We start from the raw sequence: 15,975 nt of genomic DNA on the forward strand, positions 1-15,975 counted from the left end.
AATGCATCACATACTTGGCAGTGTCAGAACTCTACCATCGCGAAATCTTCCTTGCCGACATCGCATAGCGGGCAGCGCCAGTCGGTCGGAACATCTTCCCAGCGCGTGCCCGGCGCAATGCCGTCTTCAGGATAGCCGGTGGCTTCGTCGTAGATCCACCCGCAAATGACGCAGACCCATTGACGCGACGCCGCTGCGGCCTGGGCACCTGCGGCATCGGACGCCGCCGCTTCGCCGGCCTCGTTCCCCTCAACATACTTCGTCCGCGCTTGCGCGTCCGATCCTTGCACGGCGCCCGGATCGAGCAATGTGAAGATCATCGGCGACTCGGTGCCCGGGGTGTCGGCCGCGGAGCGGGCCAGATGCGATTGCAGGGATTCGAGAAGCGCCTGCGCTTCGTCGCGGGTCAGGTCGATCCAGAACGGATCGCCCGCGCCGTCATTGAGCCGCGACGGGGAAAATTGCAATTCGACGGCAGAGCCTTTCTTGTACATACGCGTTGATGCTGGTGATGATGGGCACGATCGAAGGGCGACCGCCCCCTCGCGGAGCATTGTATCGGCGCACGATCGCGGAATAAATCAGCGATTCGGGGAGAGATTGTGCCGTATTACGGAACAATGGCAACAATGAACGCACGCTGGCAGCGCCATTACCCGCACTGACTGCACCAGTATGATGCGTACGGTGTCAGGATCGGTGACAATGGCCGACACTGCGCAGCGCGTGCGCGATACGTCGCTATCCGAATCAATCTCATGAAAACCTCCCCGCGTCCGGTCGACGCCACTGCACTGGCCATCATGTTGGGCTTGTGCATGATCTGGGGCGGCCAGCAGGTCGCCGTCAAACTGGCGGTGCCCGTCGTGCCTGCCGTCTTGCAAGCGGGCCTTCGCTCTGTCGTTGCCACCGTGCTCGTCGGCGCCTGGATGCTATGGCGGCGGCAGCGCCTGATCAGCGGCGACGGCACCCTCGGTGCCGGTCTGCTCGCCGGCGCGCTGTTCTCGCTGGAATTCCTGTGCATCTTCGTCGGCCTCACGCACACGACCGCATCGCGCATGGCCGTCTTTCTGTATTCGGCCCCCTGTTTCACCGCCATCGGCCTGCACTGGACCGTGCCCAGCGAGCGGCTGCGTCCCATGCAATGGCTTGGCATGGCGCTCGCATTTTGCGGCATCGTGGTGGCATTCTCGGACGGCAGCAATACGGACCTGGCGAAGACGTGGCCCGGTGACCTGCTGGGCATCCTCGCCGGCGCATTGTGGGGGATGACGACCGTTGTCGTACGCGCCTCGCGTCTGGCCACGGCCGCCGCGTCGAAGACACTGCTCTACCAGCTTGCGGTCTCGGCGGTCCTGTTGTGCGCGCTGGCGCTCGCGACGGGGAACGTGCAGATCGGGCCGATGACACCCACGGTCTGGATCAGCCTCGTCTACCAGTCCATTGGTGTGGCGTTCGCCAGCTATCTGATCTGGTTCTGGCTGCTCACCCGTTACAGCGCCGCGCGTCTGGCCTCGTTCTCGTTTCTGAGTCCGCTTTTCGGCGTGACGTTCGGCGTGCTGATTCTCGGCGAATCGGTCGGCTGGCGCTTCGGTTGCGCCGTCGTGCTGGTATTCGTGGGTATCAGCCTTGTGAACCGGCGCCGCTGATTGCGCGCGACAGATTCACGTATTCGTCGACCGGCACGTCTTCGGCGCGACGCGTGAGGTCGAAGCCGAGCGCGTCGAAATCGATCCGGTCGCGATAGCTGTGCAGCGTATTGCGCAGCATCTTGCGACGTTGGGAAAACGCCTGCGCCACGACCGCTTCGAACACATCCAGATCCACCTCGGGCAAATCGGCCACGGCGCGCGGAATCATGCGCACCACGGCCGAGTCGACCTTCGGCGGCGGATTGAAGGCGTCGGGCGGCACGTCCAGCACCTTGTCCATCCAGTAGCGGTACTGCAACATGACGGACAGGCGGCTGTAGTTGCTCGAACCGGCCGGCGCCACCATGCGCTCGACCACTTCGTTCTGCAGCATGAAGTGCTGGTCGCGCACGAGCGTCGCGTAGCGCATCAGATGGAACAGCAGCGGGCTGGAGATGTTGTAGGGCAGGTTGCCGACGATGCGCAGCGGGGCTTCGTCGCGGCGCGCATCGGGGACCAGCGAGCCGAAATCGAAGTCGAGGGCGTCGCCCGCGTGCACGCTCACGCGCTCGCCGAACCTGCGCGTGAGACGCGCGACCAGATCGCGGTCGAGCTCGACCACGTGCAGGTGCGAAATCCACTCGGTGAGCGGCGTCGTCAGCGCCCCCAGACCCGGGCCGATTTCGACCATCAGGTCGTCGGCGCGCGGCGAGATGGCGCTCACGATCGCGTCGATCACGCCCATGTCGACGAGAAAATTCTGGCCGAAACGTTTGCGGGCCACGTGGCCCTGTTGGACGCCCGTGCGCTTCGTTGCACTACTCATGTGAAATTCCTCAGGAACGCGGTGCGCGCGTGGTCGCAGTCGCGGCGTCGGCGATCGATTGCGCATGGGTGGCGGCGTTGGCGGCCATGGCCGCGGCGGTGCGCAGCGCCTCGAGCAGGCTGCCGCTCTCGGCCTTGCCCGTGCCGGCGAGGTCGAGCGCCGTGCCATGGTCGACCGACGTGCGGATGATCGGCAGACCGAGCGTGATGTTCACGCCCGCGCCGAAGCTCGCATATTTGAGCACCGGCAAACCCTGGTCGTGATACATCGCGAGTACGGCGTCGGCGCCTTCGAGATGCCGCGGCTGGAACAGCGTATCGGCCGGATAGGGCCCGCGCGCGTCGATGCCCGCCGCACAGGCGTCTTGCAGCGCCGGCGTGATGACGTCGATCTCCTCGCGGCCGAGATAGCCCGACTCGCCCGCATGCGGGTTCAGCCCGGTCACCAGAATGCGCGGACGCGTCACGCCGAAGTGGCGCATCAGGTCGTGATTCAGGATGACGAGCGTCTCGAGCAGCTCGTCACGGCGAATCGCGCCGGGCACGTGCGCGAGCGGCAGGTGCGTGGTGGCGAGCGCCACGCGCAGACCGCCGCCGGCGAGCATCATCACGACACGCGGCGTGCCGGTGCGCTCGGCGAGATATTCGGTGTGCCCGGTAAAGGCCACGCCGCAGTCGTTGATCGTGCTCTTTTGCAACGGCGCCGTGACGATCGCGTCGTATGTCCCGGCGAGTGCGCCGTCGATGGCGTCGTCGAGCAGGGCGAGCACGTAGCGTCCGTTGGCGGCTTGGAGCTGCCCGGGCTGCGCCGGGACCGCCAGCGAATGGTGCACGACGCGTACCCGGCCGTCAGCCAGCAAATCGCGCCATGCGTCGCCGAGGCCGACCGCTTGCGCGCGCGCGGCGAGCAGCGTGGCGTCGCCGAGCACGGCGAACCGGCAACGGGCGAGGGCGTTGGCGGCGAGCTCCGGCGGCGACGCCAGACATTTCGCGAGCGCCTGCACTGTAAGCTCCGGCCCAACGCCCGCCGGTTCACCCGTGGTGATGGCGAGGACGAAGGGCCGGTCGGAAGTCATGCCTGAAAAGATAAACGGATGGCGAAACGTCTCACGCGGCGCTTACTGCTGCGCGGTGTTAAGACGATAGTCGACATAAGCGCTGTCGCGCAGTTGCTGCAACCAGTCGCGATACTGCTGCTCCGCCTTGCGGCCGCGCAGTTCCTGCATCGCGAGATTGCGTTCCTGATCGCCCGAGACCTGCGACTCGCGATGGCCCAGCACCTGAATCAGGTGATAGCCATACTCCGAGCGCACCGGATCGCTGATCTGGCCGTCCTTGAGCTCGGACATCGCACGCTCGAACGCCGGCACGGTCTCGCCCGGCGAAATCCAGCCGAGGTCCCCGCCCTGTGCGGCCGAGCCGTCCACCGAATTCTTCCTGGCCAGATCGGCGAAGTCGGCCTTGCCGGCCTCGATCTGCGCCTTGAAGTCGGCGAGCTTCTGACGCGCCTGCGCTTCCGAGACGCCGTCTCCCACGCGAATCAGGATGTGACGGGCGTGGATCTGCGGCACGGTCATGCCCTGATCGCCGCCCTGCTTGCGCGTCTCGACGAGTTTGATGACATGAAAGCCGTTGTTGCTGCGCAGCACCTGCGGCACGAGCGTGCCCGGTTGGAGCTTCTGGACCTGGTTCAGATAGAGGTCGGGAATACGCTCGGGGATGCGGTAGCCCATGTCGCCACCGTTGGCGGCGTCGGCAGCATCCGAATATTGCTTGGCCAGCGCCGCAAAGTCGCCGCCCGCCTTCGCCTTTTCCAGCGCCTCGCTGGCCTTCTTCTGGGCGGCGTCGATCTGCTCCGGCGTGGCGCCGTCGGGCAACTTCACGAGAATTTCGCTGATGCGGTATTCGGTCTCCGACGGCGTTGCCGTAGCACCGCGCTGCGCGGCGAGGAACGTATTGATTTCCGACTCGCTCACCTGAATCTGGCTGTCGACTTCGCGGTCGCGCAGACGCGCCAGAATGATCTGTTCACGCACTTCCTTGCGGAATGCATCCCAGGGCACGCCGGCCTGCTGCAAACGCGCCTTGTATTGATCGACGCTCAGGCGGTTGTCGGCGGCGATGCGCTGCAGCGCCTGCTCGACGTCGGCATCCTTCACGACGATACCGTCTTCCTTCGCGCGCTGGAGCTGCACCTGCGTGACGATCATCTGTTCGAGCACCTGGCGTTGCAGCATGTCGGCGTCCGGGATTGGGCGCTTGGCAAGCGTGAGCTGGTGCTTGGCCTCCTCGATGCGTGCGTCGAGCTCCTTGCGGGTGATCACGCTGTCGTTGACCACGGCGACGATGGAATCGATCGAACGCGTGGACGACGCGGGCGCCCCGGCCGCCCGGGCGCTCACCGGCGCCGGCTGAGCTACCGCCACCCCGGCGGCAAGACACAGGCCCGCCAGCAGCGAGGCACGCTTCACAAACATGTCATTCATAGTTGCTGAATCGAGAAGGAATCTGGTTCGTCGGCGGTGGCTGGTAGCCCGGCACGCCTACCTTGAAGGCTTCCGTGGCGCTGTTGCCCGACTTGGTCAAGCCCTTGAGCTCCAACTGCGCGAAGACGCGCGACGTCGTCGTGGTGGCGTTGGTCGCGTAGCGCTGGAGCCCGATCCGGAAGGCCCAGCAGTCGGCATCATACTCGAAACCCGCCAGGGCATCGATGAACGTCTTGTCGGTGATGCTGTAGTTCAGGCGGCCAACGACCCCGAGGCGAGGTGTGATCGGCCATTGGCCCGAAAGTTCGATCTGGTTGATCGGGCTGGTCGTAAGCGAGGTCTGGCCCACGACCGCCGGCGGATTGCGCAGATAGCGGTAATACAGATTGAACACGCGACGCTCGCCCGGGCGCCACGTCACGCCGACGTCCGAGCGCTTGAACTGGGAGGTGTCCGGACTGTACTGCACCGCCGTGCTGAACGTGATGTTGCTGTAGAGCAATGCGGAGCCGCCGACCAGGAAGTCCGACACGCCGGGGTTTTCCGGCGTGCCGCCCGGCATCGTCACGCGCGACTGCTGAATGTTGTAGCGCTGCGCGTACCAGATGCGCGCGCGCTCGATCCCCGACTCGGCATCGATCAGGCGTGAAGTCAGCGCCATCGTGACGCGGTTGGCGTCCTGAATGCGGTCCACGCCGATGAACGAGTTCTCGCTGAAGATTTCGGCGAGGTTGAAGTCGGAGACCGCGCTGTCGAAAATCGGAATCGAACTCTGATCGCGATACGGCGTGTAGACGTAGAACAGGCGCGGTTCCAGCGTTTGCTTCATGGCCGACCCGAACAGGTTGACCGGCCGCTCGAACGTCAGGCCGGTATCGAGACTGACCGTCGGCACGGTACGCGTGATCGACGACTGCATGGTCGATCCGTTCGGATAGTCGACGTTGTACGACGCCGCATTGAAGATCACCTTCGGCACGACGAAGTAGCCCGGCGTCAGAATCGGGTAGCTCAACGTCGGCTGCGCATACAGACGCTCGCCATTGGGCTGGCCAGTCCATGAAGCAATCTGGAAGCGGTTGTACCGGATCGGCATGGTGAAGTCGAAGCCGTGGAAGTCCGACTTGCTGTAGGTCGCGGCCAGTTCCGGCACCGATTCGTATTGGGGCGTGCTCGGCGCGAGCGTCTGATACTTCAGCACGCGGGCGAGGAAGGACCAGTTGCCGTATGCCCACGTCAGGCCGGCTTCGCGGTTGTACACGCGCTGCACGCCGGTCTGGAAGTTGGTGCCGGCGCCAAAATCGTCCGGATAGGTGTCATCCGACACCTTGGTGAAGTTGACGTAGGCGTTCACGCCATAGCCGAGCGACTGGCTGTGCTGCCAGGTGAACGTGTAGCGGGCCTCCCCCGTCACGCGGTCCTTCGGCAGGTATTCGATGTGAAACAGCCCGGCGTAAGTCGGCTCGAGGTACCGGAAATCGCCGTTGAGCATGACGCCGCGCTTGGTCATGACGCGCGGCGTGAGCGTCAGATCACGGTTGGGCGCGATGTTGAAGTAGTACGGCGTCGCCAGCTCGAAGCCGGTGCGGCTCGACTGCGTGAACGTGGGCGCCAGAAAGCCGGAGCGGCGCTCGTTCGACGTCGGAAACGACAGGTAGGGGCTCGCGAAAATCGGCACGCCCTGGAAGAACAGAATGCCGTTATAGGCCGTGCCTTCCTGCTGTTCCTGGTCGAATTCGAACTCCGACGCCTTGATGTACCACGCCGGCGTCTTGCCGTCCTCGGTGCAGGCGCAGGCCGAATAGGTGCCGCGCTGCAGCGTCACGAGGTTGTTCGCCTCGATGTCGCCGCGCTCCGACTTGCCGCCGCCGCCCGACACGAGCCTGTAGGTCGGCGTCAGCATGTAGCCGTCGCCGGCGCCTGTATACATATGGGCCTCGGGCCCGATGAACAGATTGCCGGCCTGCGACAGGCGGGCATTGCCATGCGCCACGACTTCGTCCGTGTCCTGATCGTAGGTCAGGCGATCGCCCTTCACGAACGAGCGGTACTTGCGCGCCTCCGCATCGCCGTCGACCGTCGCGTCGACATTGGTCCGGCCAGTGAGATGCATGCCGCGCACGTACATCGGCACGTCTTCTCCCGCACCGAGCGGGTTGTCGACGAGCGCGGGGACCGTGCGCAGCACGAGGCCGTCGCTCTTGGCAATATCGGGCGGCGGGGCTTCCTGCGCGCCGGCGATCGAGCACCACACTCCGGGCACGGAGAGCAGCAACGCCAGCGGCTTGCGCCGCGCGCGCACCAGGCGCCGCAGCGATGAAACATCATTCGTATGGACTCGTTTATGCGGCATGTACGCAAACAGCGAGACAATCGAGGCGCCGCTTGCGGGCAGCCAATCCCGCGTGTCCGCACGGCATTGCCGGGACATTCGGGACGGTCGATCGAGGTCGAGAAACGGGGCGTCGAGAAAACATGATCGGGTATTATATGGCAAGACGTTTACGGCCCTCATCATGACCGCACACCCCTCCGCTCGCGCGAGCGTTTCCGGCGCTTCCCACTCGCTCTCCGGCACCACCGATCCCCGTCTTCAGGCCCTCGGCAACTGGCTAGCCGGCGTGGCCGAACCGTTCTCGCTCGACCTTGCGCAGTGGGCGCCGGCCTCGAGCGACGCGAGCTTCCGGCGCTACTTCCGCATCGGCAGCCGCGACCCGGCACATCCGACCCTGATCGTGATGGACGCCCCGCCGCCCCAGGAAGATTGCCGTCCGTTCGTCCACGTCGCGCAATTGCTTGACGAAGCAGGCCTGCAAGCCCCCAGGGTGCTGGCCGAGGATCTCGCACAAGGCTTTTTGCTGCTCACCGACCTCGGTAACCGCACTTATCTCGACGTGCTCAATGACGACAACGCCCGCACGCTGATGCGCGAGGCCATCGACGCGCTGGTCGTCTGGCAGAAGAGTTCCCGCCCGGACGTGCTGCCGCCCTACGACGCGGCGCTGCTCAGGCGCGAGCTCGACCTGTTCCCGGACTGGTACGTGGGCAAGCACCTGAAGACCGAACTCACGGCGCAGCAGCGCGCCACGCTCGAGCGCATCAACCAGTTGCTGATCGACAACGCGCTGGCGCAGCCGAAGGTGTTCGTACACCGCGACTACATGCCGCGCAACCTCATGCCGGGTCTGCCCGGCGCGCCGGGACCGGGCATTCTGGACTTTCAGGACGCCGTCTACGGGCCGCTCACCTACGACGCCATCTCGCTCGTGCGCGACGCGTTCCTGAGCTGGGACGAAGAGCGCGAGCTCGACTGGCTCGTGTACTACTGGGAACGCGCGCGCAAGGCCGGTCTGCCGGTCGACGCGGACTTCGGCGAGTTCTATCGCCAGGCCGAATGGATGGGGCTGCAGCGCCACCTGAAGGTGCTGGGCATCTTCGCGCGCATCAACTACCGCGACGGCAAGCCGCGCTACCTGGCCGACACGCCGCGCTTCTTGCGCTACGCGCGCAAGGTCGCCGACCGCTACACGCCGCTGCGCCCTCTCGCGCAGTTGCTCGACACGCTGACCGGCGAGCAGGCCAGTGTCGGCTATACGTTCTGAGGCGCGCCGCATGAGCGCCATGAAGGCGATGATCTTCGCGGCCGGACGCGGCGAGCGCATGCGTCCGCTCACGGACCTCACCCCCAAGCCGCTGCTGCCCGTCGCCGGCAAGCCTATCGTGGTCTGGCAGATCGAAGCGCTCGCGCGCGCCGGCTTCACGGATATCGTCATCAATCACGCCTGGCTCGGTGCTCAGATCGAAGCCGCGCTCGGCGACGGCGCCGCCTTTGGCGTGCGGCTCGCCTACTCGGCCGAAGGCGAGGCGCTCGAGACCGCGGGCGGCATCGTCCAGGCGCGCCCGCTGCTCGAAGGGGCGGGCAACGTCTTCCTCGCCGTCTCGGGCGACATCTTCACGGCATTCGACTACGGCGCGCTGCGCGCACACGCCGAGCGCCTGGCCGCGCAGCCGTCGCCCGGCATGCATCTGGTGATGGTGCCGAACCCGCCGTTTCATCCGGCGGGCGACTTCGCGCTCGACGCCGCGGGGCGACTGCACCTGCCCGACGCGGCGCCGGCGGGCAGCACGGCACTCACGTTCGGCAACATCGCGCTGTACGACCTGCGTCTGTTCGACGGCATTGCCGCGGGCACGCGCATGGCGCTCACGCCGGTCTATCGCCGCGCGATCGCCGAGGGGCGCGCGAGCGGCGAGCGTTTCGACGGCGCCTGGGAGAACGTTGGCACACCGGCGCAACTCGAGGCGCTGAACGCCGCCGTCCTGGCAAGCGGGCGCAGCCGCGCATCAGGGCGCGCCCGGCAGTAAAATCGCTTCAATGCACTCGAAATCGACCGAATCGACAGAAATGGAGCCCGCGATGTCCGAATCCCCGTACCGCGCCCGCCGAGAGCGGGTCATCGAACAGATGCGCAAGGCCGGCGGTGGCGTGGCCATCGTCCCGACGGCGCCGGAAGTGCCGCGCAACCGGGACAGCGACTATCCGTATCGCCACGACAGCTATTTCTATTACCTGTCCGGGTTCACGGAGCCCGAAGCGGTCGTCGTGCTCGACAGCCGCACGGGCCACTCGATCCTGTTCTGCCGCGCGAAGAGCGAGGAGCGCGAAATCTGGGACGGCTATCGCTTCGGCCCGGACGCCGCGCGTGAGGCGTTCGGCTTCGACGCTGCCTATCCCATCGACGAGATCGATACGCGCATGCCGCAACTGCTCGCCGACGCTCCGGCGCTGTACTACGCGCTCGGGGCATCGGCCCAGCAGGACCGTCAGGTGCGCCACTGGCTCAATGCCGTTCGCGCGCAGAGCCGCTCGGGCGTGTCGGCCCCGTCGGCCGCGCACGACGTTCGCAGGATCCTCGACGAGATGCGTCTCGTGAAGGATCAAAGCGAGCTCGACATCATGGCGCGCGCCGGCAAGATTTCGGCCGACGCCCACATACGTGCGATGAAGGCGTCGCGCCCGGGCCTGCGCGAATACCATCTCGAAGCGGAACTGCTGTACGAGTTCCGTCGCAACGGTTCGCAGTTTCCCGCCTACGGTTCGATCGTCGCCACCGGCGCTAACGCGACGGTGCTGCACTACCGCGCGGGCGATGCGCAGCTGCGCGACGGCGACCTGTGTCTGATCGATGCGGCCTGCGAGCTCGACGGGTACGCGTCGGACATCACCCGCACCTTCCCGGTCAACGGCAGGTTCACACCGGCGCAGCGCGAACTCTACGACATCGTGCTCGCCTCGCAGCAGGCCGCCATCGAGGCGACGCGCGCGGGCGTGCCGTTCGACGCGCCGCACGAAGCCGCGGTGCGCGTGCTGGCGCAGGGCATGCTCGACACGGGGCTGCTCAAGCGCGACGCCGTCGGCACGCTCGACGACGTGATTGCCGCCAAGGCTTACAGCCGCTTCTACATGCACCGCACCGGCCACTGGATCGGCATGGACGTGCACGACGCCGGCGAGTACCGCGAAGACGGCCCGAACGGCGAGCGTCCGTGGCGCACGCTGGCCGCGAACATGGTCACGACGATCGAGCCGGGCATTTACGTGCGCCCCGCGCCGGACATCGACGAACGCTACTGGAACATCGGCATTCGTATCGAGGACGACGCGGTCGTCACCGCGGCGGGCTGCACGTTGCTCACGCGCGGCGTGCCGGTGGATGCCGACGAAATCGAAGCATTGATGCGCGGATGATCGGCACGCAGCCCCCCGACGCTTCCATTGCGCCTCGCGTCGACGAGGCCGGCGCGGCCCCCGCCGCGCCGCTCGCGCCCGGCCGCCGTTTCGATCTGGCGATCATCGGCGCGGGGCCGGTCGGCACGACCCTGGCGCTGCTGCTCGCGCAGCGCGCGCCGCAATTGCGCGTCGCGCTGGTGGACGCGCGCGGCCCGCAAACGGGATACGACGACCCGCGCACGCTGGCGCTCTCGCACGGCAGCCGCGAGATCCTGGCGCGTGCCGGCGCATGGCCGCAGGCGAACGGGCTCGAGAGCACGCCGATCCGCCACATTCACGTCTCGCAGGCGCGCCGCTTCGGCAGCACGGAGATCGACGTCGCCGAGCACGGGGTCCCGGCGCTCGGTTACGTCGTGCGCTACGGCGCGCTCATGCGCGCGCTGGATGCCGCAATGGCCCGGGTCACGACCCGTTTCGAGCACACGCCTTCGGCGCCGGCATCGGTCCCGGACTCCCCTGCCGGCCTGCATCATTTCCGCCCGTATCGCGCCATCGCCCTTCGTCAGGATGCGCATGGCGTCACGCTCACGCTCGGCACGTCCTCGGACGATCACGCCCAGACGCTGCAAGCTGCACTGGCCATCAATGCCGAGGGCGGCCTCTTCGAGAGTCAGGCGACCCGGCCGCGCGCACGCGACTACGGTCAGACGGCGCTCGTGGCATTCGTCACCTGCGAGCGCCCGCGCCCCGGCTGGGCGTGGGAACGCTTCACGCCCGAGGGTCCGCTCGCGCTTTTGCCGCAGGAGCACGGTTACGCGCTGGTCTGGTGCTGCACGCACGCGCAAGCCAGGCGCCGTCGCGAGCTCGGCGACGTTGCACTCCTCGACGAGTTGCACGCCGCCTTCGGCGATCGCATGGGACGCTTCACATCGATCAGCGCCCGCGCGAGCTTCCCGCTCGGCCTGAACGCCCTCGGCAACATCGTGGACGGCCGCGTCTGCGCCATCGGCAACGCCGCGCAGACGCTTCACCCCGTGGCAGGGCAGGGCCTCAACCTGGGCCTGCGCGACGCGTTCGATTTGGCCGACACGCTCGTGCGGCACGCACGGGCGATGGCACCATCTGCCGCGCGCACCGCGATCGATGCGATCGCACCCACGCGCGCCGCGGGCGTTCCCGGCCCTGCCGCCCTCGCCGCCTTTGCCCGCCGGCGCCGCGCCGATCGCGGCCTCACGATCCGCATCACGGACCTCCTGCCCCGCGTTTTCGGCATCGACGCCACACCCGTCGCGCTCCTGCGCGGCGTGGCGCTGGCCGGCCTGGACCTCGTGCCGCCGCTCAAGACCGCCTTCGCCCGGCAAATGATGTTCGGCCAGCGCGGCTGAGCTGCACTGAATTCCACTGAGTTCCGAAGTCCCGGTTACGACGCCGTGCTGTCACGGCCTCGCGGTTTTTCCGGGCGCCTCGGATTCCCCAGGTCCCCTCGCCCGCCCCGCAAGCACTCTCCGAAGCCGCTCCCCGCCTCCCGCACCATCGCTCCGTTTCCCCCTCTCGCTCCCGAGCGTTTTTGCTCATTTTTTAGGCGACGGGGGCAGGTTTTCGCAGTAAAATACAAACTTTTTCCCGGCTTTTCCCTTCATCGTGCGTATTGGCCCTCACGAACTTCGCAACAACCTGTTCGTCGCTCCCATGGCGGGCGTGACGGATCGGCCGTTCCGCCAGTTGTGCAAACGACTCGGCGCGGGCTATGCCGTCTCGGAGATGGTGGCGTCGAACGCGCAACTCTGGAAAAGCGAGAAGACGATGCGCCGTGCGAACCACGCCGGCGAGGTCGCCCCGATCGCCGTGCAGATTGCCGGCGCCGATCCGGTCATGATGGCCGAGGCCGCCCGCTACAACGTCGAGCGCGGCGCTCAGATCATCGACATCAACATGGGCTGCCCGGCCAAGAAGGTCTGCAACGTCGCCGCGGGCTCCGCCCTGCTGCAGAACGAACCCCTCGTCGCCCGCATCGTGTCGGCCGTGGTGGGCGCCGTGGGCGACGTGGTGCCCGTCACGCTCAAGATCCGCACCGGCTGGGACCGCGAACACAGGAACGCGTTGACGGTCGCGCGCATTGCCGAAGACTGCGGCATCAGCATGCTCACCGTGCACGGCCGCACGCGCGCCGACCTGTATCACGGCGACGCCGAGTACGAGACCATCGCCGCCGTCAAGGCTGCCGTCCGGATTCCGGTGGTGGCCAACGGCGACATCACGTCGGCGCACAAGGCGAAGCACGTGCTGGACGTGACCGGCGCTGACGCGATCATGATCGGGCGCGCCGCGCAGGGCCGGCCCTGGCTGTTTCGCGACATCGAGTTGTTTCTCGCCACGGGCGAGATCGCGCTGCCGCCGCGCGTCGACGAGATCCAGCAGATCATGAACGAACACCTGGAGGACCATTACGAGTTCTACGGGGAGTACACGGGTGTGCGCACCGCGCGCAAGCATATCGCATGGTATTCGCGCGGCCTGCCGGGGGCAGCCGCGTTCCGCCAGCGCATGAATACGCTCGACACCACGCAGGAACAGTTGGCCGCGGTCAACGAGTTTTTCGAACAGCAGAAGGCGCACTCGGACCGCCTCTGCTATGAACAAGAATCGCCGAGGGAGCTATTAGCCGCATGAGCAAAACAAACATAGAACAATGCGTGCGCGACAGTCTGGATTCGTATTTCCGCGATCTGGACGGCGCACGGCCACACGATGTCTACGACATGGTCGTTTCGGTCGTTGAAAAACCGCTGCTCGAGTTCGTGCTCGGCAAGGCCGACGGCAACCAGTCGCTCGCCGCTGAATATCTGGGGATCAACCGCAATACGCTGCGCAAGAAGTTGCAGCAGCACGGTCTGCTCTAGCCGTTGCGCGAGAACGGGCGGCCCGCGCAATCCGCGCGCCGTCGCCCGTCAGCCCCGTCGCGGGGCGCGCCGCAGTCGGGATCTCGTCACCATGGCGTCTTCCGGATCACGCCCGCCCCTTCGCCCAACCGCTCCGTTTTTGCCGTTTCACTACCGTCCGTCATGATTAAGCAAGCTCTCATTTCCGTCTCCGACAAGACCGGCATCGTCGACTTCGCGAAGTCGCTCGCTGCGCAGGGCGTGTCGATCCTCTCCACCGGCGGCACCGCCAAGCTGCTGGCCGACGCCGGCCTGAAGGTGACCGAAGTGGCCGATTACACCGGCTTTCCGGAAATGCTCGACGGGCGCGTGAAGACGCTGCATCCGAAAGTGCACGGCGGCATCCTTGCCCGCCGCGACCTGCCCGAGCACATGGCCGCGCTCGACAAGCACGGCATCCCGACCATCGACCTGCTGGTCGTGAACCTCTATCCGTTCGTGCAGACGATCGCCCGGGACGACTGCTCGCTGGAAGACGCCATCGAGAACATCGACATCGGCGGCCCCACGATGCTGCGCTCGGCCGCGAAGAACCATCGCGACGTGACGGTCATCGTCGATCCGGCCGACTACGCCGTCGTGCTCGAAGAGATGAAGGCGAACAACAACACGGTCGGCTACGCCACGAACTTCCGCCTCGCCACGAAGGTGTTCGCGCACACCGCGCAGTACGACGGCGCGATCACGAACTACCTCACGAGCCTGGGCGAATCGCTGCGTCACGACGAGCGCGCGACCTACCCGGCCACGCTGAACCTCGCCTACACGAAGGTGCAGGACATGCGTTACGGCGAAAACCCGCACCAGAGCGCCGCGTTCTATCGCGACATCACCGCGCCGGCCGGCTCGCTCGCGAACTATCGTCAGCTCCAGGGCAAGGAACTGTCGTACAACAACATTGCCGATGCCGACGCTGCCTGGGAGTGCGTGAAGACGTTCGATGCGCCGGCCTGCGTGATCATCAAGCACGCGAACCCGTGCGGCGTGGCCGTGGCCGCCTCGCCGGCCGAAGCCTACGCGAAGGCGTTCCAGACGGATCCGACGTCGGCCTTCGGCGGCATCATCGCGTTCAACCGCGAAGTCGACGAAGCCGCGGCACAAGCCGTTGCCAAGCAATTCGTGGAGGTGCTGCTCGCCCCGTCGTTCACGGATGGCGCCAAGCAGGTGTTCGCCGCCAAGCAGAACGTGCGTCTGCTCGAAGTGCCGCTGGGCGACGGCGTGAACCAGTACGACTTCAAGCGCGTGGGCGGCGGCCTGCTCGTCCAGTCGCCGGATGCGAAGAACGTGGCGCCGCATGAGCTGCGCGTGGTGACCAAGCGCCATCCGACGCCGAAGGAAATGGAAGATCTGCTGTTCGCGTGGCGCGTGGCGAAGTACGTGAAGTCGAACGCCATCGTGTTCTGCGCCGGCGGCATGACGCTGGGCGTGGGCGCCGGCCAGATGAGCCGCGTCGACTCGGCCCGCATCGCCAGCATCAAGGCGCAGAACGCCGGCCTGTCGCTGAATGGCTCCGCCGTCGCGTCGGACGCCTTCTTCCCGTTCCGTGACGGTCTCGACGTGGTGGTCGACGCCGGCGCGACCTGCGTGATTCACCCGGGCGGCTCGATGCGCGACGACGAAGTCATTGCCGCCGCCGACGAGCGCAACGTCGCCATGCTGATGACCGGCACGCGTCACTTCCGCCACTGAGCGCCACTGAGCGCTGGCAAGGCGGCGCCGGACGCGCCGCCTTCGCCGTGACAACCTTAGCGACGCGTCAGCGTCGTGAGGAAAACGTCTGCCGCGTCGGTCCCGGCCCGCAATTCGCACGACACCGGCACGCCCTGGGGATCGATACGCAGCCCGTGGCCGGCCGGCACCATCACGCGATGGCCGTCGCCGAACTGCACGTCCACCTCGCCATCCGCGCAGTAGAGAAACGCGACGGCCTCGGCTTGCGCCGGCAAGGCCCAGGACAACGGTTGCCCCTCGAGGCGGTGCTGCGTCAGCGTGTGCTGCCAACGGTCGCGCCGCGTCATGACGTTGAAGTCGTCGATGGGCACGCCGTCGACGTCCAGGGCCGGCGTGCTGCTTACCGCAAGCTCGCCGCCGAAGGCGTAGGGCGGCGTGTGCGTGCCGAGCGTGACGCCCGGGCGCCCTTCCACTTCGAGCGCAAGCGTACCGCCGCGAATGATCGCAAGCGAACGGTCGATGCCCGGGAATTCGGAGAACGGCCCGGGCGCCGCCACGGTCGCCGTGCTGATACGCCAATCGAAGCCGTCCTCGCCCGCGCGGCGCGCGACCGCCAGCTCCGTGGTCACGCCCTGGCCGTTCTTCCATGGCATCTTCAGAAAATCGGCCGGGCCGAGCAGTCGATGCTTCAT

14 protein-coding genes are annotated in these 15,975 nt (G+C 66.6%); 8 read left to right on the forward strand and 6 right to left on the reverse strand.

All coding sequences use genetic code 11. The annotated features are described in order from the left end of the window. Positions 1 to 23 precede the first annotated feature (23 nt). Complete coding sequence (locus CDN36_RS10975; RefSeq protein ID WP_287496728.1) at positions 24 to 494, reverse strand: rubredoxin; 471 nt, start codon at positions 492 to 494, stop codon at positions 24 to 26. Positions 495 to 758: 264 nt separating this feature from the next. Here CDN36_RS10975 and CDN36_RS10980 point away from each other — a divergent pair, with 264 nt between their 5' ends. Then, positions 759 to 1,649, forward strand: coding sequence for a DMT family transporter (locus tag CDN36_RS10980; protein WP_287496729.1), 891 nt, complete (start codon positions 759 to 761; stop codon positions 1,647 to 1,649). Here CDN36_RS10980 and rsmA read toward each other — a convergent pair. The 4 genes from rsmA to CDN36_RS11000 are packed head-to-tail and all read right to left on the reverse strand — an operon-like array spanning position 1,624 to position 7,295. Beyond that, a complete protein-coding gene (gene rsmA, locus CDN36_RS10985; RefSeq protein WP_150554783.1) occupies positions 1,624 to 2,457 on the reverse strand; it encodes a 16S rRNA (adenine(1518)-N(6)/adenine(1519)-N(6))-dimethyltransferase RsmA in 834 nt (277 codons plus the stop codon). The two genes, CDN36_RS10980 and rsmA, sit on opposite strands and share 26 nt — an antisense overlap. A 10-nt stretch (positions 2,458 to 2,467) precedes the next feature. Further along, the gene (pdxA, locus tag CDN36_RS10990; RefSeq protein ID WP_287496730.1) at positions 2,468 to 3,532 is read right to left on the reverse strand and encodes a 4-hydroxythreonine-4-phosphate dehydrogenase PdxA; all 1,065 of its coding nucleotides are present in this window, start codon (positions 3,530 to 3,532) and stop codon (positions 2,468 to 2,470) included. A 42-nt stretch (positions 3,533 to 3,574) separates the two neighbouring features. Continuing rightward, positions 3,575 to 4,942, reverse strand: a complete 1,368-nt coding sequence (locus CDN36_RS10995) for a peptidylprolyl isomerase (protein WP_287496731.1) — start codon at positions 4,940 to 4,942, stop codon at positions 3,575 to 3,577. Continuing rightward, positions 4,935 to 7,295: an LPS-assembly protein LptD gene (locus tag CDN36_RS11000; RefSeq protein ID WP_287496732.1), complete on the reverse strand. Its 2,361-nt coding sequence runs from the start codon at positions 7,293 to 7,295 to the stop codon at positions 4,935 to 4,937. The genes CDN36_RS10995 and CDN36_RS11000 overlap by 8 nt, the downstream gene beginning before the upstream one ends. A gap of 163 nt (positions 7,296 to 7,458) precedes the next feature. Here CDN36_RS11000 and CDN36_RS11005 point away from each other — a divergent pair, with 163 nt between their 5' ends. The 7 genes from CDN36_RS11005 to purH all read left to right on the forward strand — a co-directional run bounded on the left by CDN36_RS11005 (position 7,459) and on the right by purH (position 15,301). Then, complete coding sequence (locus CDN36_RS11005) at positions 7,459 to 8,544, forward strand: aminoglycoside phosphotransferase family protein (RefSeq protein ID WP_287496733.1); 1,086 nt, start codon at positions 7,459 to 7,461, stop codon at positions 8,542 to 8,544. Positions 8,545 to 8,563: 19 nt separating this feature from the next. Continuing rightward, a complete protein-coding gene (gene murU, locus CDN36_RS11010) occupies positions 8,564 to 9,307 on the forward strand; it encodes an N-acetylmuramate alpha-1-phosphate uridylyltransferase MurU (RefSeq protein WP_287496771.1) in 744 nt (247 codons plus the stop codon). A gap of 52 nt (positions 9,308 to 9,359) precedes the next feature. Further along, positions 9,360 to 10,691 (forward strand): aminopeptidase P N-terminal domain-containing protein, encoded by a 1,332-nt coding sequence (locus CDN36_RS11015; RefSeq protein ID WP_287496734.1) that lies wholly within the window; start codon positions 9,360 to 9,362, stop codon positions 10,689 to 10,691. Continuing rightward, positions 10,688 to 12,058: a UbiH/UbiF/VisC/COQ6 family ubiquinone biosynthesis hydroxylase gene (locus tag CDN36_RS11020; protein ID WP_287496735.1), complete on the forward strand. Its 1,371-nt coding sequence runs from the start codon at positions 10,688 to 10,690 to the stop codon at positions 12,056 to 12,058. Before CDN36_RS11015 ends, CDN36_RS11020 begins: the two co-directional genes overlap by 4 nt. A 256-nt stretch (positions 12,059 to 12,314) precedes the next feature. Then, positions 12,315 to 13,343: a tRNA dihydrouridine synthase DusB gene (gene dusB, locus CDN36_RS11025; protein WP_370749877.1), complete on the forward strand. Its 1,029-nt coding sequence runs from the start codon at positions 12,315 to 12,317 to the stop codon at positions 13,341 to 13,343. Further along, positions 13,340 to 13,573, forward strand: coding sequence for a Fis family transcriptional regulator (locus CDN36_RS11030; protein ID WP_010803993.1), 234 nt, complete (start codon positions 13,340 to 13,342; stop codon positions 13,571 to 13,573). Before dusB ends, CDN36_RS11030 begins: the two co-directional genes overlap by 4 nt. 162 nt (positions 13,574 to 13,735) lie before the next feature. Then, positions 13,736 to 15,301, forward strand: a complete 1,566-nt coding sequence (gene purH / locus CDN36_RS11035) for a bifunctional phosphoribosylaminoimidazolecarboxamide formyltransferase/IMP cyclohydrolase (RefSeq protein WP_287496736.1) — start codon at positions 13,736 to 13,738, stop codon at positions 15,299 to 15,301. A gap of 56 nt (positions 15,302 to 15,357) precedes the next feature. Here purH and CDN36_RS11040 read toward each other — a convergent pair whose 3' ends face one another. Beyond that, on the reverse strand, positions 15,358 to 15,975 hold the full coding sequence (locus CDN36_RS11040) for a HutD/Ves family protein (protein WP_287496737.1): 618 nt from the start codon (positions 15,973 to 15,975) through the stop codon (positions 15,358 to 15,360).

The sequence above is a fragment of the Pandoraea sp. CB10b_02 genome, assembly GCF_002216225.1.
Classification (GTDB): Bacteria; Pseudomonadota; Gammaproteobacteria; order Burkholderiales; family Burkholderiaceae; genus Pandoraea; species Pandoraea nosoerga.